The sequence below is a fragment of the Psychrobacter sp. G genome, from assembly GCF_000418305.1.
Classification (GTDB): domain Bacteria; phylum Pseudomonadota; class Gammaproteobacteria; order Pseudomonadales; family Moraxellaceae; genus Psychrobacter; species Psychrobacter cryohalolentis.
Window position 1 is genome coordinate 2,371,377 of sequence record NC_021661.1, and the last position, 17,957, is coordinate 2,389,333.

Annotated in this window: 15 protein-coding genes; 6 read left to right on the forward strand and 9 right to left on the reverse strand. The window is 42.6% G+C overall.

All coding sequences use genetic code 11. The annotated features are described in order from the left end of the window. Positions 1–193 precede the first annotated feature (193 nt). Positions 194–1,006: a MipA/OmpV family protein gene (locus PSYCG_RS09890; RefSeq protein WP_020444071.1), complete on the forward strand. Its 813-nt coding sequence runs from the start codon at positions 194–196 to the stop codon at positions 1,004–1,006. 152 nt (positions 1,007–1,158) lie between these two features. Here PSYCG_RS09890 and PSYCG_RS09895 read toward each other — a convergent pair whose 3' ends face one another. The 3 genes from PSYCG_RS09895 to fumC all read right to left on the reverse strand — a co-directional run bounded on the left by PSYCG_RS09895 (position 1,159) and on the right by fumC (position 4,385). Continuing rightward, positions 1,159–1,947, reverse strand: a complete 789-nt coding sequence (locus PSYCG_RS09895) for a hypothetical protein (RefSeq protein ID WP_020444072.1) — start codon at positions 1,945–1,947, stop codon at positions 1,159–1,161. A gap of 212 nt (positions 1,948–2,159) precedes the next feature. Beyond that, on the reverse strand, positions 2,160–2,687 hold the full coding sequence (locus PSYCG_RS09900; RefSeq protein WP_020444073.1) for a peroxiredoxin: 528 nt from the start codon (positions 2,685–2,687) through the stop codon (positions 2,160–2,162). A 294-nt stretch (positions 2,688–2,981) separates the two neighbouring features. Further along, complete coding sequence (gene fumC / locus PSYCG_RS09905; RefSeq protein WP_020444074.1) at positions 2,982–4,385, reverse strand: class II fumarate hydratase; 1,404 nt, start codon at positions 4,383–4,385, stop codon at positions 2,982–2,984. Positions 4,386–4,528: 143 nt separating this feature from the next. On the opposite strand from fumC, the gene PSYCG_RS09910 reads away from it, so the two are divergent. Both PSYCG_RS09910 and PSYCG_RS09915 read left to right on the forward strand, forming a co-directional pair. Beyond that, on the forward strand, positions 4,529–5,239 hold the full coding sequence (locus tag PSYCG_RS09910; RefSeq protein WP_020444075.1) for a 5-formyltetrahydrofolate cyclo-ligase: 711 nt from the start codon (positions 4,529–4,531) through the stop codon (positions 5,237–5,239). Beyond that, complete coding sequence (locus PSYCG_RS09915; protein WP_020444076.1) at positions 5,236–5,469, forward strand: hypothetical protein; 234 nt, start codon at positions 5,236–5,238, stop codon at positions 5,467–5,469. Before PSYCG_RS09910 ends, PSYCG_RS09915 begins: the two co-directional genes overlap by 4 nt. Before the next feature lie 240 nt (positions 5,470–5,709). On the opposite strand, the gene PSYCG_RS09920 is transcribed toward PSYCG_RS09915, so the two are convergent. Then, a complete protein-coding gene (locus PSYCG_RS09920) occupies positions 5,710–7,071 on the reverse strand; it encodes a Na+/H+ antiporter family protein (RefSeq protein WP_020444077.1) in 1,362 nt (453 codons plus the stop codon). 318 nt (positions 7,072–7,389) lie between these two features. On the opposite strand from PSYCG_RS09920, the gene lon reads away from it, so the two are divergent. Together lon and PSYCG_RS09930 are read left to right on the forward strand one after the other, a co-directional pair. Next, entirely contained in the window at positions 7,390–10,014 is a 2,625-nt protein-coding gene (lon, locus tag PSYCG_RS09925) for an endopeptidase La (RefSeq protein ID WP_020444078.1), read from the forward strand. Between the two features lie 274 nt (positions 10,015–10,288). Continuing rightward, on the forward strand, positions 10,289–10,846 hold the full coding sequence (locus PSYCG_RS09930) for a superoxide dismutase family protein (protein ID WP_020444079.1): 558 nt from the start codon (positions 10,289–10,291) through the stop codon (positions 10,844–10,846). 111 nt (positions 10,847–10,957) lie between these two features. On the opposite strand, the gene topA is transcribed toward PSYCG_RS09930, so the two are convergent. Together topA and PSYCG_RS09940 are read right to left on the reverse strand one after the other, a co-directional pair. Next, on the reverse strand, positions 10,958–13,648 hold the full coding sequence (gene topA, locus PSYCG_RS09935) for a type I DNA topoisomerase (RefSeq protein ID WP_020444080.1): 2,691 nt from the start codon (positions 13,646–13,648) through the stop codon (positions 10,958–10,960). Between the two features lie 279 nt (positions 13,649–13,927). After that, complete coding sequence (locus tag PSYCG_RS09940; RefSeq protein WP_020444081.1) at positions 13,928–14,524, reverse strand: hypothetical protein; 597 nt, start codon at positions 14,522–14,524, stop codon at positions 13,928–13,930. Between the two features lie 320 nt (positions 14,525–14,844). Between PSYCG_RS09940 and PSYCG_RS09945 the strand changes: the two genes are divergently transcribed. Continuing rightward, positions 14,845–15,390: a DUF2799 domain-containing protein gene (locus PSYCG_RS09945; protein ID WP_020444082.1), complete on the forward strand. Its 546-nt coding sequence runs from the start codon at positions 14,845–14,847 to the stop codon at positions 15,388–15,390. A 175-nt stretch (positions 15,391–15,565) separates the two neighbouring features. Here PSYCG_RS09945 and PSYCG_RS09950 read toward each other — a convergent pair whose 3' ends face one another. From PSYCG_RS09950 to PSYCG_RS09960, 3 genes are all read right to left on the reverse strand, one after another. After that, a complete protein-coding gene (locus tag PSYCG_RS09950; protein ID WP_011514224.1) occupies positions 15,566–15,967 on the reverse strand; it encodes an ExbD/TolR family protein in 402 nt (133 codons plus the stop codon). A 100-nt stretch (positions 15,968–16,067) separates the two neighbouring features. Further along, on the reverse strand, positions 16,068–16,757 hold the full coding sequence (locus tag PSYCG_RS09955; RefSeq protein WP_020444083.1) for a MotA/TolQ/ExbB proton channel family protein: 690 nt from the start codon (positions 16,755–16,757) through the stop codon (positions 16,068–16,070). A gap of 106 nt (positions 16,758–16,863) precedes the next feature. Further along, complete coding sequence (locus PSYCG_RS09960) at positions 16,864–17,856, reverse strand: TonB family protein (protein ID WP_020444084.1); 993 nt, start codon at positions 17,854–17,856, stop codon at positions 16,864–16,866. Positions 17,857–17,957 lie beyond the last annotated feature (101 nt).

Genomic DNA, 17,957 nt, shown 5'->3' on the forward strand with positions numbered 1-17,957 from the left:
GATACGATTGTAATAACGTGCTATTGGCTATAATTTTTTCTTGCTTGCTGTTCGCAGGCGTGACAGAGGCTGCAAAAAATTTATAGCCAATAGCACTGTATCGTTTTTAAGATGAATCGACTATAACGTAAAAAAATCCTTACGTGTTTTACTATTTTTATCCCTTTGTTTCACCCACTTATGAGAGCACATCATGTCTACATCATCATCGCTATCCCCTACTTTTAAGCGTGCTTTGCTTAGCACGTTGACGGCTACTGCCATGCTTGGCGCAGCTAGCCTATCTAATGCAGCACTCTTCAATAAAAACCTACCGAAAGATCCTGATGCTGAGTTAAGCGTCGGCATCAACGTCATGGCAGTCAAATCTGCTTACGATTTGGAAGAAAGCACCGAGATAAAAGTATTGCCAGGCGTATTCTATGACAATAATAGAATCTACGCACGCGGTGCTCAAGCAGGTGCTTATATCATCAATGATGGCAGCAATCAGCTAGCTGCTTATGCTCAGCTTGCTGGCAATTCATTTGATCCTGATGATGCTACTGGCGCACTAAAAGGACTTGATGAGCGTAAAGCCTCTGCTGCTGCAGGACTAAGCTATACGCGTCTGACACCGGTTGGTGGCTTTCGTGCCCAATACGCAACAGATATCTTAGACCGTAGTGGCGGTAATACTGCCCGCTTAAGCTATATTGGTAAAATTAGCAAAAACAAGCTAACGGTCTATCCAAGCGTTGGATTTGAGTACAATGATGCTGACTACAATGAATACTACTACGGCGTGAGCGATATAGAGTCAACTAGAACAGGCGTTGCTGCTTATACCGCCAACTCAAGCTTGAATCCTTATATTAATGTTAGTGCCAACTATGATTTCAGTAAGCGCTGGGCAGGCTTTGCCAATCAAAGCTTAAGCTATCTGCCAAATGAGCAATATGACAGTCCAATGGTTGACTCGCGTACTGATGCTACGACGACGCTTGGTTTGCTTTATAAGTTTTAATTAAGCACGTATATGAAATAAAAAAAGACCTTGTCGCTTAATGTGGTAAGGTCTTTTTTATTCTGTAATAGATACGAAACCTTAAACTTTCAACGCATTAAATCCTTCTAACTCAATCAATATATGCTCTTAAATTCATTAGTAGTAAAAATTTAAGCAAGTTCCATATTTGTGGATCTTTTCAATAATTCTAAAATATCTGGACGATTTTCTAGAAGAATTTTATTTAACATCTCTTGAATAAACGGAGCTACCCAGTACTGACTATTTTCAGGTGGCGTCATACCCATTTCTAAATGTTCTAAATAATTTGAAGAGACCATGTAATGTTCATTAATTATAAAGATGTATGAAATATTAAGTATGAATACATTTCTAACATCTTTTCGCAATTGTTCAAGATGCTGAGAACGCTCTTTCAAATATATTCTGCCATCATTAAGCAATACTAAGGAAAAGAAATTGTAGTGCATATTATCATTGCAACGATTTCTAATACCTTCATAGCGCTGATTCAAGTCAATTAACTCATTAACTTCAGATAGAAGCAAAGAGTTCTTTAAATATTTTGCCATCTTAGACATTCTTGGCAATGGCTTTTTACCATGCAGCCAATCATTGATCTCAGCAACATAAAAATCTGCTATTTCTGAATTTTGATTGATATATAAATTTGTGTACGCATTGATCATGACAGAATCATAATATTTTCTTAATAACGCATAACCATCATTTAGATTACCATTTTTTAAAACTAAATCTATAGACTCTAAGGTGCCTCTCATGGACATATAAACATAAGTATCCATATTAGCAATTGCTGATGTACCTTTAGTCGAGAAGCTCATGACAGAGTTGGATAAAGACTCATAAAAGCTAGCATAATAATTAAGTTCTTCAAATATTTTATGGTCAGTATATTCGGCATCCGTTGAATTCATATTCAAGTACTCTGTAGATATGGTAGTTTACTATCTTTTGATATTATTACTTATATCATAAATTGAAGAGATAAATAATGTCACAGAGTAGCGCAAAACTTTACCTACCTATTGAGGCTTTGCAAACTCTTAGCTCCAAAAATTTAACCGAAAAAAAGACCTTGCCACATAACGTGACAAGGTCTTTTTTATTTCTAACTTCTCAATAGAATCTAAGCATTACTTTTTAAATACGCTAACATAGTGTCTGCATCTGATACTTCAAATGGGTCTATTGGACAGTTGTCGCCAAAATCGGCTTCCTTAAACACTTTTTTAACTTCTTTATTGTCGACAACCATCGAATAACGCCATGAGCGCATACCAAAGCCAACATTACTCTTATCAACAAGCATCCCCATTTTACGAGTGAACTCACCATTACCATCAGGAAGTAAGAAAACGTTTTCACGGTTTTGCTTCAGACCCCATTGGTACATGACGAACGCATCATTGACAGAAATGCAAACTATTTCATCTATGCCTAATGCCTTAAACTCATTATAAAGCGCTTCATAACGAGGGAGATGGCTGGTCGAACAAGTTGGCGTAAACGCACCTGGTAGAGAAAACACAACCACTTTTTTATTGGCAAATAACTCATCTGTGGTTAGATCATACCATGTGAACGGGTTGTCTCCTCCAATAGAGTCATCACGAACACGAGTTTTAAAAGTCATATCAGGTACATGGGTAATCATTGTTTACTCCGATTTAGGTTATTGTCTTTTTTTCCAAAATTCTGCATGTATATGATAATAGTTATAGTAGTCCATAAGCAATCTTTGAGATTACATTCACTATATAAGATGTAGATCTAGCTTTAAAAATATAAACCAAAAAAACCTTGCCACATTCTCGTATAAGAAGTGACAAGGTCTTTTTTTCTAAACTTTCAATGGAACAAATATGATGCTGCTACTAGCAGTACAAATGGTACCTATCGTACATTAAGCAAGTCTGACACCGTAGCAGGTCATTATTTGGTCTATTGCTTACTTAGGATTTACCATATCAGCAGGAATAACCCACTCATCAAACTGTGCTTCAGTTAGCAGTTCTAGCTCAACGGCAACTTGTTTCAAGGTTTTGTTCTCTTTATAAGCAGTCTTAGCGATTTTCGCGGCATTCTCATAACCAACATGACGGTTCAATGCAGTGACTAGCATCAATGAGTTATGCAAGAAGTCATCGATTTTGTCTTTGACTGGCTGGATACCAACAGCACAGTTTTCGTTGAAACTGTTGCACGCATCGCCAAGCAGTTTGATAGATTGCAACAAGTTAAACGCGATAACTGGCTTATAAACGTTTAGCTCAAAGTTACCTGACGCGCCTGCCATGCTGATAGTGACATCGTTACCCATGACTTGCGCAACTACCATGGTCATCGCTTCTGACTGCGTTGGGTTGACTTTGCCCGGCATGATAGAAGATCCTGGCTCATTTTCAGGAATCGTCAACTCGCCCAAACCACAACGAGGACCTGATGCCAACCAACGTACGTCGTTAGCGATTTTATTTAAGCTACTTGCTAGCGTTTTTAGTGCGCCAGAAGCAAATACTTCAGCATCACGAGCAGCTAGTGCTTCAAATTTATTCGGTGAAGTCACAAATGGAAGACCAGACAATGTCGCCAATTGCTCAGCTGATTTTACCGCATAATTAGGATGAGCGTTTAGACCAGTACCAACCGCCGTACCACCTAATGGCAATTCATACAAGCCTTGTAGCGCATTATCAATACGTACCAATGAATGATCAAGTTGGCTAACATAGCCGCTAAACTCTTGACCTAAAGTCAAAGGCGTGGCGTCTTGTAAATGCGTACGACCGATTTTCACGATGCTATCGAATTCTTTTGCTTTAGCATCTAGCGTATCACGTAGCGCTTTTACTGCTGGAATCAATAAGCCATTGATTTCACGAGCAGCGGCAACACGAATCGCCGTTGGGAAGCTATCATTGGTAGATTGAGCATGATTTACATGGTCATTTGGGTGAATCGGCGTATAGCTGCCGCGCGCGTTCCCTGCGATTTCATTGGCACGATTCGCTAATACTTCATTCATATTCATGTTTGATTGAGTACCAGAACCGGTCTGCCAAACGACTAGCGGGAACTGATCCGTTAGACCACCATTGATGACTTCATCAGCGGCTTGCACGATAAGATCGCGCTTATCATCTTCGATACGCTCAAGGCTCGCATTGGTAATCGCAGCGGCTTTTTTGACCAGTGCCATCGCTTCAATCATCGGACGCGGCAAGGTCTCGCCACCGATTTTAAAGTTTTCGCGGCTACGCTGAGTTTGTGCACCCCAATAAGCGTCAGCTGGGACTTCTACATTGCCCATGGTGTCTTTTTCGGTACGAGTTGCCTGATTCTGTGTTGACATAACTACCCTCTTTGATGGTTTGGTAATGAATGGTTTGTCATAAAAAGTGCAACAGCTGCTGCACACAAAGAAAAATACGCTGTAAAGTGGCGTTATGATAGCATGACTTATCACAAATTTCTCCACGTCCGTGAGGGTAACTGATGTCTAAGAGCACCAGCCAACAACAATCTACCAGTTCGCTACCTGAGTTATCTACCGTGAGCAGTCAAGCTACTAATAATGTGCAAATAGCTGATACCATTAGCAACCCATCCAGACGCCATTTTACTCGCCAGCGTCGTAGGCTCTTGGATAATGAGCGTAAACAATACGCACGCATGGCAAGCTTGCATTTAGTCAAGCTACAGCAACGCTTGCCGCCGAATGCACGTATCGGCTTATATTATGATGGCTTTGGTGAGCTACCCACTCAGCCAATTTTGGATTGTTGTCAACGCTTAGGCTATTTGCCGTATTTACCAGTGGTCGGCTCATTTGGTCGTACTAGCAATGGCTTGGAAGATAAACGATTGCGCTTTGTGCCTATTTATCATGCAAAGTTATTAAATGTACCGACACGCATTCATAGCTTAGGCATGAAACAAAACCATCATCGCAGATTGCGATGGGCAGCAGAATTAGATGTAATTATTTGTCCGTTAGTGGCGGTCGATAAAAACGGCAATCGTATGGGCATGGGTGGCGGATTTTATGATACGACGCTTAGCAAAAGCTATAAATCAGGAGCGAAAAAACCGCTAAAGATAGGCTGGTGCTATGACTTTCAAGTGGTTGAGCAACTAGAGCGTCAATCATGGGATGTGCCGTTAGATGCCATAATTACGCCAAGTGGCTTGAGGTGGTTTCGATGAAAAATGATAAGAAATCTCTAGATACTAACTCTAGTGCAGAGAATGTCGAACAACATTTGCAAGAGTTAGGAAAAGCGGATTATGAGCGGCTCTATTATAGTCAAGAGCAGACTTTTAGCGCTGACGAGTTAGCAAATACTATCAATGAACGCCGTTTAAATGAATTAATGGCGCAAAGTGATGAATTTTTGAGTGGGTTAAATAGTGAGATTGAGGATTTTGATGAATAGTATTAAGAAAGGCATAAATCACATCATCATATAGTTAAAATATCTTAAAAACGCTACAGTACTGCTGGTATAAATTTTTTGTAGCTTCTGTCTGCGTAGCCACAGCAAGCAAGAAAAATTAATATCAGCAATACATGATGTATGGATATTACTTTTCCCTGACTATAAAAAACCAAAAAGGCGAATGATTATGAAATCACTCGCCTTTTTTATATCGACATTAAGAGTTTATATTGTTAATTAAAGCACCATTGCCGCAATCCAACCAAAGATCAATAACGGAATATTGTAATGGATAAAGGTTGGCACCACGCTGTCTTTGATATGGTCATGCTGTCCATCAACATTTAGACCAGAGGTGGGACCCAATGTTGAATCTGACGCAGGCGAACCAGCATCACCAAGCGCACCAGCTGTACCGATAATCGCAACCGTAGCAAGGGGCGAGAAGCCTAACGAAATACAGAGTGGTACATAAATCGCTGCCAAAATTGGAATGGTCGAAAAGGAGGAGCCAATACCCATAGTTACAATCAAGCCAATGAGTAACATAATAAATGCTGCCATCGCTTTGTTACCAGCAAACAACGATGCCGCTCCATCGACTAATGGCTGTATTTGCTCAGTCGCTTTCATGACTTCCGCAAACCCTTGCGCCGTAATCATAATAAAGCCAATCATCGCCATCAGCTTGATACCGTCATTAAAGACCGTATCGGCATCACGCCATTTGACGACGCCTGTCGCCATAAAGACGCCAAAACCAAACATCGAACCTAGCAATAGTGAGTCAGTATATAGCTGCACCACAAAAGCAGTGACAATCGCTGCAATCGCCACTAGCGTCTTCATTTTACTTTGTGTTTGTGCAGTAGCCGCAGTTTTGCTTAACTCGTCACTATCTAACACTTCATCATGCGCAGCTTTATCAATTGCTAGCTGCTGATACTGACGCGGTTTACGATAGCTGATAAATACAGCAATCAGTAAGCCCACGAACATACCCAAAGCGGGAATCGCCATGGCTTTGGTCACCGAGATATTACTGATATCGATACCGGCTTCACCAACATTTTTAAGCATGATTTGATTGAGATAAATATCGCCAAACCCATACGGAATAAACATATAAGTCGTGACAAGTCCAAAGGTAATCAAACAAGCAATTAAACGTCTATCAATATGCATGCGGTTAAATGCCAATAATAGTGGCGGTACAAGCAGTGGAATAAAGGCAATATGAATGGGGATTAAGTTTTGGCTAAAGCAGCTCATAGTGACAAGACCTGCAAACAACATGTATTTAATCATGCCACTGGTGCCGCCTGCATCAATGCGCTTAATCACTGCCCCTGCCAAAGATTGTGGCAAGCCGGAATGCGCAATTGCCACTGCAAACGCACCTAGCAGCGCATAAGACAGCGCGATTTGTGCGCCATTTTTGATCCCTTCTTGAAAGGCGTTCAAGGTATCAGTCATACCGAGACCAGCGATGAGTCCACCTGCCAGCGCACCGATTAACAAACTGAGTACCACGTGTACCCGCGCCAAAGACAGCCCTAGCATGATGAAAACTGCCAGTAGTACCGCATTGATGGTCATATTCTCGCCCCTTACCGTATATTTTTTAGCCTACTATCGACCCATTTTGGTATGCTGCCAATTTACTTATGTCGTCTCAGCCTTTTAATCCACACAGTTGCTATTTGAACGGAGCGATTAAGACGCGCGCTATTTTACCTGATTTTACGACTAAAACCCACGCGCAAAACCAAATAGCCTGAAGAGAAAAAGTAGATGAAGGAACAATATTCTCTCAACTGTTGATAACAGAGCCTTGCAATTTTATATAGCAGCACCATTTATCTAAACATGAACCACTAACTTGACTTTACAAGTCTGGTGAACGAGGAAGAATATATGAGTGAACATAAAATTGATAAAGACAATATCGACATCGATGTCGACGTGTCACCTAACGTTGCTGATGACAACAGGCAGCAAAGTGAGCTAGAAAACGAGCAACAGAACGAGCTAAAAACCTCGTCTGATAACGCAGTAGAAAACAAGTCAGCGGCTGACGCTGATCAGGAAGATGACACTGCGAAAGACAGTAAAGAAGATGCTGTTGAAGACTATCTGCCATTATTGGCACTGCGCGATGTCGTTGTTTATCCGCATATGCAAATCGCCTTGTTTGTCGGTCGTGAGCCTTCAGTCAAAGCGGTTGAATTGGCGCAAGCTGAGTACGGCAATAAAGTATTAGTCGTTGCTCAAAAAGACTCGCTCACCGAAGATATTGATCACGATAACTTATATCAATACGGCACAGTATGTAGTATCGTCAGCACCATGCCACATGATAGCGATGAGAATTGCATCAAAGTATTGATCGAAGGTCAATATCGCGCTCGTGTTGATTCGATAGAGAGTCATGATGATTTATTGATGGCAAGCTTTGAGCGTGCAGACCTTGATATCAGCATGGATGAAAGCCAGCAGAAAAACACGATTCAAGCCTTAACCTCGCTGTTTGAAAGCTATGCCGATGCACGTCTACGTAATGCGCGTGAGCTAACGCGCGTTGCAAAACGTATCGATGATTTGCTTGAGTTGGTCTACTTTATCTCAACTCGTGTGTCGATGGATCTTGATATCAAACAGTCATTTTTAGAGCAAAATGATATCAAAACCCATATCAACACTTTGACTGAATATTTGGTCAAGCAAAGTGCTGAGCAAAACATCGAACAAGATATCCAAGAAGCTGTCCGTCAGCAAATGGAAGACAATCAGCGCGAATACTTCTTAAACGAGAAGATGAAAGCCATTAAAAACGAGCTGTCAGATATGAATGACGGTGCGTTCGATGGTGAAGATGACGTGGCTGAGCTTGAACAACGTCTTGATGAAGCTGACTTGCCAGAAGATGTGCGCAAAAAAGCTGAGCAAGAAATGAAAAAGCTCAAAATGATGCCACCGGCTTCGAGTGAATCTTCAGTAGTGCGCAACTATATTGAATGGATTTTGGACACGCCGTGGAATGCGACGACTAAAGTTTCTATCAATTTAGATAAAGCTAAAACTGTTCTAGACGAAGACCATTATGGCTTACAAGATGTCAAAGATCGCATCTTAGAGTATCTCGCTGTACAGTCTCGAGTGAAAAAACTGCGCGGTCCGATTCTTTGCTTAGTCGGTCCTCCGGGTGTTGGTAAGACTTCATTGGGCGAATCAATTGCTCGTGCAACCGGTCGCAAGTTTGTACGTATGGCGCTTGGCGGCGTACGTGATGAAGCGGAGATTCGTGGTCATCGCCGTACGTATATCGGTGCAATGCCAGGTAAAATCGTGCAGTCATTGGCAAAGGTAGAAGTCAAAAACCCGCTATTCTTATTGGATGAAATCGATAAGATGGCGCATGATTTCCGCGGTGATCCAGCATCAGCATTGCTTGAAGTGTTAGACCCATCACAGAATGATACTTTCAATGACCATTATTTAGATATGGACTTAGATTTATCACAAGTGATGTTTATCTGTACCGCTAACAGTATGGATATTCCAGCTGCGCTACTTGACCGTATGGAGGTTATTCGCCTACCGGGTTATACCGAAGCAGAAAAAGTGAATATCGCGCAGAAGTATCTAGTGCCAAAAGCCATTAAAAATAATGGTCTCAAAGAAGGCGAGATTGAGATTGTTGAAGCGGCATTGCATAGCATCGTCCGTAGCTATACGCGTGAAGCCGGTGTGCGTAACCTTGAGCGTGAAGTGAATAAAATCTGCCGTAAAGTGGTTCGCGGTTCGGTTGAAACGCATGGCGCCCGCGCTCCGAAAAAAGCAGAACGTGAGCTGGTCGTGGTCGATGACAAAAACATCGATGACTATCTAGGTGTCCATCAGTATGACTATGGTCTAGCGGAAGAAGAGCCTGAGATTGGTCGTATTACTGGGCTTGCTTGGACACAAGTCGGTGGTGAGCTACTCACTATCGAAGCGGTCGCCATGAAAGGCAAAGGTGAGCTTATCTTTACCGGCTCACTCGGTGACGTGATGAAAGAATCTATCCGTGCTGCCATGAGTGTGGTACGTGCTCGTGGCGATAGCTTAGGAATTGATTACGAGACCTTTAAAACGACTGACGTCCACGTACATATGCCAGAAGGCGCCACTCCAAAAGATGGTCCATCTGCTGGTGGTGCACTAACGACAGCGCTGGTCTCTGCCTTAACTGGTATTGCTATTCGTCCAGATATTGCCATGACAGGTGAGATTACCCTGCGTGGTAAAATCTTACGTATCGGTGGTCTTAAAGAGAAGCTGCTCGCAGCGCATCGTGGTGGTATCAAGCATGTGTTGATTCCAGATACTAACGAGCGTGACTTAGCCGATATCCCTGATAACGTCAAAGAAGGCTTAACCATTCAGCCAGTCGCGACGATTGATGAGATATTAAAAGTAGCGTTGGTCAGTATGCCAGTACCAATTAAACCTACCAAAGTAACGGTTGATAAGACCAAAGGTAAAGCGCTACACAATTAATAAGTTAACGTAAGAAAAAGACCGTAATATTAGTTACGGTCTTTTTTTTGTTCAGGATTTTTAAATTTGCTATTTATTTTCTCTTGGATTAAATCCCTTCAAATATGATAGGAAGATATCCTACTTAAGTTACCTTCTTTTAAAAATCATATGATACTTACATTTATTAACCGATTGTTGCGCTTTTAGTGAATAACTCCTTCAGGCGCCTAGCTATACTGATACAGTAAATCATTGATGATATCAAAAACAAAAATTTAAAACGGAGATAATAATGAATAAGACAATACTTGCAAGTGCTCTATTATGTGGTTCTGCTTTAGCAATGACGGGTTGCCAAACGGTAGAAGGTCAGATGCAAACAGGCAATTCTCTAAACCAACCTGTTTTAAAATCGACCATTAATGCTGTTAGTGGTGATAAAAATGAAGTCGGGCAAATGTTTTTACGTCCCGTTGATGGCGGTGTACAAGTATATGGTAAGCTGATGAACTTGCAGCCGGGTCAGACCGTGTCGCTACATATTCATGAAACAGGAAGCTGTGGCAATATGGGTAAAGCAGCAGGTGGGCATTTTAATCCAGATAACAAACCACACTCTAACCCAGATGACATGAATGGCCATGCAGGCGACTTACCTAATCTAACGGCTAATGCAGATGGTGTCGCAACTATCAATTATGTGAATAAGAAAATTTCTGCCGCTGATGCTGGTAAATACAGCGTCAATCGCCTAGCCTTTATCGTGCATAGCGGCGTTGATGATTACACCAGTCAGCCAGCTGGTAATGCCGGTGATCGCGTCGCTTGCGGTATCATCGAAAAAAGATAATCCATAGTCCATAATCACAGCTTCGATTTTAAATCATAAAAAAACCTCTTAGATTGTCTAAGAGGTTTTTTTATAGCCTGAAACTACTGACGGATTAAAGGTAAAAGAAATTTACTCCTCTACCCACTCGCCTTTACGCCAGTAAACGCCCCAACGTGTGGCTTTGCCATTTTTCTCAGAGCCGATATACTGCTCTTTTTTCTTGCGCGACCAACGTAAAATCGTCGGATTACCATCTGGATCTTCATCTGGTCCTGCAAACAAATACTGGAACTTGTCTTCCATTTTATCTTTAATCTCTCGCAGCTCAGCAAGCTTTGGCGGACGTGTCTCCCGTACTTTAGGGAACTTAGAGGCTGCTAAGAACATGCCCGCTGCGCCTTCACGTAAGATAAAGTAATCTTCATGCTTAACAGATTTTAACTCTGGTAGATGGATAGGATCCATGCGCGGCGGTGCTGCTTCGCCTGTTTTCAGCACTTTACGCGTGTTATCACATTGCTGGCAAGCAAAGTAAGGACCAAAACGTCCCGTCTTTAGCTCCATTTGTCCATCGCACTTATTACAGTCAATGGTTGGAGAGTCAGAGCCAGGCACTTCGAACTTACCTTCTTCTAAGACATAACCATCACAATCAGGATTGTTACCACACACATGCAGCTTCAGACCGCCATCAACGATATAACCATTCATTGCCGTACCGCATTTCGGGCAGCGTTTCTTCTCCATCAAATCTCTGACTTCGGCCGCTTCGTCATCACCTTCGGCATCATCAAGATTGGCAAAAGCTTCGACTGGCATTAAGTTCTTAGTGCCTTTACAGCGCTCTTTTGGTGGTAAGTTATAACCAGTACAACCTAAGAATACACCCGTCGAACCGGTACGTAGCTGCATTGGACGAGCACAAAGATCGCAATGGACATCTGGTACATCGGTTGGATCATTCGGGCGCATGCCGTCTTTTTCTTTAGCACGATCAAGCGTTGTCTTGAAGTCGCCATAGAAATTATCGAGCACATCTTTCCAATCGGTATCGCCTTCTGCAACATGATCAAGCTTGTCCTCTAGCGCAGCAGTAAAAGTATAATCCATCAAATCAGGAAAACTTGCGGTCAGTCTGTCGGTGACGATATCACCCATTTTTTCAGCAAACAGGCGCTTGTTTTCGAGCTTTACATAACCGCGATCTTGAATAGTAGAGATGATAGAAGCATAGGTCGATGGACGACCGATGCCTTTTTTCTCAAGCTCTTTGACCAAGCTTGCCTCAGTAAAACGCGGTGGCGGCTTGGTAAAATGTTGACTCGGATCAAGCTTATCTACTATTAATTTATCGCCTTTTTTCACATCTGGTAATAAGTTATCGTCGGTCTTGGCAGGTGGCATCACTTTAGTATAGCCATCAAATACCAAGGTACGACCGCGTGCTTTTAACTCAACGTCGTCAGCAGCAACGAATAAATTCACTGATAGATATTTTGCTGGTAGCATCTGACAGGCCACAAACTGACGCCAGATTAGCTCATACAAACGTATTGCATCACGTTCAACGGCCTTAAGCTGCGTTGACTTCATATTGACGTTAGACGGACGTATGGCTTCATGCGCTTCTTGTGCGCCTTGTTTATTACCATAGAAATTCGGCTTTTCTGGCACGTATTTCGCACCATAGCTGTCTTCGATATAGCCACGTACCGCAGCAAGCGCATCACCTGATAAAAAGGTCGAATCGGTACGCATATAAGTAATGTGACCCGCTTCATATAAACGTTGCGCTAAAATCATGGTTTTCTTAACTGAGAATCCCAGACGCGTGCTGGCGGCTTGTTGCAAAGTCGAGGTAATAAAAGGCGCACTTGGTTTCGACTGCGTTGGCTTCTCTTCACGTTCTTTGACGATAAAGTCATTTGCTTTTAGGACATCTAATACTTTATCGGTCTGCTCTTTATTGACGAGCTTTAGCGTTTTGCCGCCTTGCTTAGTGGCTTCTAAACGAATACCAATTTGCTCAGCGTCTGCAGCTTTTTTGGCTTTGCTCTCAGCAATATGGGTATCGGCATGAATCTGCCAATACTCTTCTGGAATAAAGGCGCGGATTTCATGCTCACGCTCAACAACCAAGCGCATGGCAACTGACTGCACGCGACCCGCCGATAGACCACGAGCAACCTTTTGCCACAAAAGTGGCGATACCATAAAACCAACGACACGATCTAAAAAACGCCGCGCTTGCTGTGCATTAACTCGGTCAATATCAAGTTTAGACGGTTGCTTAAAGGCATTTTGAATGGCAGATTTGGTAATCTCGTTAAAAACCACACGCTCATACTTACTGTCAGCGCCGCCGATGACTTCTTTAAGATGCCAAGCAATCGCCTCTCCCTCTCTATCCATATCCGTTGCCAGATAGATTTTGTCAGCATCTTTGGCTAAAGCTTTCAGCTCCTTGATGACCTTGGTCTTATTTGGCAAAACTTCATAGACTGCCGCCCAATCATGCTCAGGGTCGACACCCATACGCCGTACCAATGCTTGCTGGGTTTTTTCTTCTTTGCTTAGACTGTCATCTTTTTTGGTCGTTGCTGGTTTCTTTGCGCTTTTACTTGCACCGACTGGCAAATCTCGGACATGACCGATACTTGAGCGCACGATAAAATCATCACCCAAGTATTTATTGATGGTTTTTGCCTTGGCGGGTGATTCAACAATTACCAAAGATTTGCCCTTTGGACTGGCTTTCGGGCTGCCTTTAGGTTTGTCAGCAGCGGGCGCTGCACTTTTTTTAGCTGCGGGTTTTGTCATAGGTGACGACACCATAATAAGTAAATTAAAATAAGAATTGTCTAGCAGCATGCCATTTATAGGTTTGGTTATAAGGGCGTGGCAAATTATTGTAGTAATGGCTGCTAGTAAAATCGGTTATAAAACAAATGATAACCATAACGAAAGGTTTCAGTTATAAAGACGTTACACTGCTAAGGCTTAAACTGTCAACTGAAAATGACTAAGCGTCTGCCAAAAGCACTTGCATATCGTTCTTTTATGGAGACGAAAAAACAATTTGCTACCTTGTGGCGATTTTTATAGGATCTTTTGCATCTGCAGCGCCCACTCTTCAAGCTTTTCTTTGAGCGCTAATAAATCGCTCTCAATCAATTTTTGCTGATAAGTAGGATTGGTCGCAGGGCGTACATAAGCGATATCTTCCCAATAAATTACGATACTATTTGCCTTAGTCAATAGCCCCTTTACATAGGGCTCAATACTGACTGGCAAATCAAGTGGCATCTTGTCCAAACTGACATTGGGCTTCTTAATTGCCGTATGGGTATTGCTTTGATTCGCACGAATAGCCGTTGGCACGATAAGCTTATTATCATCTGTAGTCGTATCGACAAAACTACTATCTGGTCGCCATTGCCCATCAATCACTTGATAGCGGGTAAACGGCAGATTGGTATTTTCTAATATTAAGCAATACTGCCCCATCATCCCGCGACCATACTCATTGTCTTTACCCTTTATCCAGTCAGGACAAGTGACCAGCTTTGGATTGAGCTGCAAGCGGCGCGCGGTCATACGAAGCTTATCTAAACGCTGATCGATACCGCTCGGCTTGAGCGCCATCATACTCCCTAATACGAATAGTACAATGAGAATAGCAATCCACATACCCATGACAATCTGACCTTTTAGCTAATAAGTTCGCTCATAACAGCGATTATTTTATACGTGACTGACCTTGATAACTGTATTTATAATGCGTGTCATCTCTCAAAAATTAAGAAGAATAGAGCGCAAGTATACAAATTACCGCTTGCTAGATTATCTATCGTTATGAGACAAGCAAGCAGCTAATCTACAATATCGCTGATATTTATAGTGGCATATCAAATACTTAGTACAGAAAGCTACTCGTTCGATAACAAGATACAAAAAGTCGAGCCTATAAAAAGGTGCTATGATAAACCATAATTTTAAACGCGCGCAGGTTTATTATGAATAATCTTATTAAGCGAAACTCATCGAGTGCCAATTTTACTCAAAAATCGCGCACTCCAATCATGAGTAGGTCCAGCGTTGCCCTAACACTAATCGGTGTTGCCTTATTTACTTTATCAGGCTGTGCCACCACTCAAAAAAGCCTGACGCCGCAGCAATGTCAAAGCAGCAACTGGCAAGAAGTGGGCTATGCCGACGGTATCAATGGGCGCTCAGGGGATTATTTTGGTCATTATGCTAATAGCTGTGCTAGTGCTGGCGCTCCCATGCCAAACCGTATTCAATGGGAGCAGGGTCGCCAGCTGGGGCTAAAAAAATACTGTACTGAGCTAAATGCTTATAAGCGTGGACGTGAAGGTTATGACTGGCAGCCTGTCTGCCCGCTTGAAGGCATTGAAAAGCTCGAAGAAGCTTACGCGCAAGGTCGTTATTACCATATCCGCCAACGTGACCTTGATTACTTGCGTTCGCCTTATCCGTTTGGTTATGGTCCTGGACGCTATGGCGGCTATGGCTATCGCCCGTTTGGCTACGGCTGGTAAGCATTTATCAAGAATAAAAGCTAAATAATACATTAATAAAATAAAGGAAACCTCACAAGATTACCTTGTGAGGCCGGAGAGAAAGTTTATTATTTTAATGGTTCTTATTATTATTCTACTGATTTTTCTGTTAATAAGCTTGCTGATATTTTCAGCAATCTTATGGCTTTAACGTTTATTCATTAACAAAGGCTATTTTGCTTAGTCCCGCTTCACTCGCCGCTGCCAACACTTGAGCGACGGTATCATATTTACTGTCTTTATCAGCACGTAGCTGTACGGAAGGATCTTTGCCAGCGGCACTTTGCTGCTGCAAGCGTACTTCTAGCTCTTCCATACTAATAGGATCGCTGTCCCAAAATATTCCTGCATCTTTATCAATACTGATTTGGATCGCTTCGGGCGGGATTTCATTTAACATCGCACTGGTCTTTGGCAAATCTAATGGCACTGCCGGATTCAATACGCTCGCCGTCAACAAAAAGATAATCATCAATACCAGCATGATATCGATCAGCGGAATGAGGTTCATCTCATTCATGCTTTGACTACTATCATCACCCAATTGAAATGCCATAATATTCTCAATACGTTTTGTATAATCATCAAAGCTACGACTTTCTAGCTTATCTGTCGCTTCGCTTTCTTTTAATGTAAAACCCTATCAATAAATAGAGTTACGGCTGTGATGGCGCTGATTTATGATAATGTTCTGTTTGTTGAGGGGCTTGCGTCTCTGTATGATTGCCTTTTACTAACTGAGCTTGAGTCACGGCATGTTCATTATTTATTGATGATTGTTGTGTGACTGCTAGCTCAGCAGATTGCGCCAGTAAATCATGGGCGCGATCATTTGCATGGTACATGATGCTACGATTAATACGTACAGCAAGGTTATAGAACACTACCGCTGGAATCGCTACGGCTATTCCTAAACCGGTCATGATAAGTGCCTCACCGACCGGTCCCGCTACCTGCCCAAGTCCTGCTTGTCCGCTCATACCAATATTACGTAGGGCATGGAAAATACCCCATACTGTCCCAAACAGACCAATAAACGGTGCAATCGCTGCTGTCGTACCAAGGATAGGCAAACCACGCTCGCTAGCAAAACGGTAGCGACCAATGTGCTTTAGCAAGGTTTGCTCAGTAATCAAACGCCGCGTCGCTGCATCTGCCACGCTTAGATCTGAGCGCTTTGCCTGCATCTGCTGGCTCAAATCATCAGCAACAGTCGTCACCAATTTTCGACTTTGTAGCACCCGGATGATGCCCGTGACCCAAGAGATGATAGATAAAGCGAGCAGTAAAAAGAACAAGGTTCTAGTCACCATGTCGCTATATTGCCAGTAAGTTGTAAAGTCCATGTCAGACTCCCTAGTAAGTTGTGCCATCACATAAACCTGCAGCGACTATCGCATTTATGCTTATCGTGAAAAGAGTAGAATGTATGTTTTTATAGATGGATAATCATTAAGGTACTGCGTAGCTCACAGGCAAGGTCACATTCCCAACCACTGGTACGCCAGCATTATTCGTAAATGGTTTAAACTTGCCTGAGCGCACTTGCCGCGTCGCTTCTTTATCCAATGCCGCATTCCCCGAAGATTGAGCGATACGCACATTATCGATCCCGCCCTGCTTGTTTACCCTCAGTATCAACACAACGTTGAGCGTATCACCCGAATTTGCTCGTCGTGCAACGCGCTCAGGGAAACTGAAGTTTGGGGCTGATACCCAATTTGCTGAGCTGGCGGTAAAATTGACAGGCTCATTACTTTCAGCAGCTGCTTTAGCGGCCTCTTCTGCTTGCTTAGCCGCTCTTGCTGCTTCGGCACTCGCTTTAGCTTGGGCATCTCGAACGGCTTTAGCATTTGCTACTCTTTGCGCTTCCTGAGCCTGCGCCTGTTGCCTCTGTACTTCTTGCGCTGCTTTTTCCGCTTGTGCTGCTACAAGTCGACGTTGCTCAGCTTGCTGATTGTTAACCTTTTGGTTATTAGCAAGCTGCTCAGATATGGCTTTATCAATGGCGGGATGCGACTCTTCTTGCTTAGTCTGTTTTTGTGACGGCTTTTCTTGAGCAATCGACGTTGTCTTTTCTTTTTTGACTAGCGGTGTAATATCAGGTTTGCGTTCTTGTACCATTGGTTGTTTTGGCGTCTCTGTGACCGGCTTTGGTTTTATTATAGCCTGCGGTTTTGGCGCTGGCGTGCTTTTATCTATCACAACCTTAGTCACTTCTTTTTCAACAGATTTCACCACTTTTACCGGCTCTTTAGGTAAAGCAGCAGGTAATGATACCAGCTCTATTTCAATAGGCGGCGTCTGTTTGGGCGGCGCGACTTTGGGTGCAGACGGTTTCATTGCCACCAATGCCACTGCCGTGAGCACGTGAAGCCCTACTACAACTAGTATCGCTATCAAGATTGATTTAAGTGGGGGCGTCTCTAAATCCGTTGAACTCATAATACTCTAGCATTTAACCGTCATAGAATGGTGGTGATAATAATGCAAACGATAATTATTATCAATAGTAAATTTCTAATATTTCAGGCATTATTGTGAAT

What these genes read in the sequence shown, in the direction of transcription:
- PSYCG_RS09960 (WP_020444084.1), bottom strand. Translation starts at nt 17,856, where the DNA reads ATGAGTTCAACGGATTTAGAGACGCCCCCACTTAAATCAATCTTGATA.
- PSYCG_RS09890 (WP_020444071.1), top strand. Translation starts at nt 194, where the DNA reads ATGTCTACATCATCATCGCTATCCCCTACTTTTAAGCGTGCTTTGCTT.
- PSYCG_RS09920 (WP_020444077.1), bottom strand. Translation starts at nt 7,071, where the DNA reads ATGACCATCAATGCGGTACTACTGGCAGTTTTCATCATGCTAGGGCTG.
- fumC (WP_020444074.1), bottom strand. Translation starts at nt 4,385, where the DNA reads ATGTCAACACAGAATCAGGCAACTCGTACCGAAAAAGACACCATGGGC.
- PSYCG_RS09930 (WP_020444079.1), top strand. Translation starts at nt 10,289, where the DNA reads ATGAATAAGACAATACTTGCAAGTGCTCTATTATGTGGTTCTGCTTTA.
- PSYCG_RS09900 (WP_020444073.1), bottom strand. Translation starts at nt 2,687, where the DNA reads ATGATTACCCATGTACCTGATATGACTTTTAAAACTCGTGTTCGTGAT.
- PSYCG_RS09915 (WP_020444076.1), top strand. Translation starts at nt 5,236, where the DNA reads ATGAAAAATGATAAGAAATCTCTAGATACTAACTCTAGTGCAGAGAAT.
- PSYCG_RS09945 (WP_020444082.1), top strand. Translation starts at nt 14,845, where the DNA reads ATGAATAATCTTATTAAGCGAAACTCATCGAGTGCCAATTTTACTCAA.
- PSYCG_RS09895 (WP_020444072.1), bottom strand. Translation starts at nt 1,947, where the DNA reads ATGAATTCAACGGATGCCGAATATACTGACCATAAAATATTTGAAGAA.
- PSYCG_RS09955 (WP_020444083.1), bottom strand. Translation starts at nt 16,757, where the DNA reads ATGGACTTTACAACTTACTGGCAATATAGCGACATGGTGACTAGAACC.
- lon (WP_020444078.1), top strand. Translation starts at nt 7,390, where the DNA reads ATGAGTGAACATAAAATTGATAAAGACAATATCGACATCGATGTCGAC.
- PSYCG_RS09940 (WP_020444081.1), bottom strand. Translation starts at nt 14,524, where the DNA reads ATGGGTATGTGGATTGCTATTCTCATTGTACTATTCGTATTAGGGAGT.
- PSYCG_RS09910 (WP_020444075.1), top strand. Translation starts at nt 4,529, where the DNA reads ATGTCTAAGAGCACCAGCCAACAACAATCTACCAGTTCGCTACCTGAG.
- topA (WP_020444080.1), bottom strand. Translation starts at nt 13,648, where the DNA reads ATGACAAAACCCGCAGCTAAAAAAAGTGCAGCGCCCGCTGCTGACAAA.
- PSYCG_RS09950 (WP_011514224.1), bottom strand. Translation starts at nt 15,967, where the DNA reads ATGGCATTTCAATTGGGTGATGATAGTAGTCAAAGCATGAATGAGATG.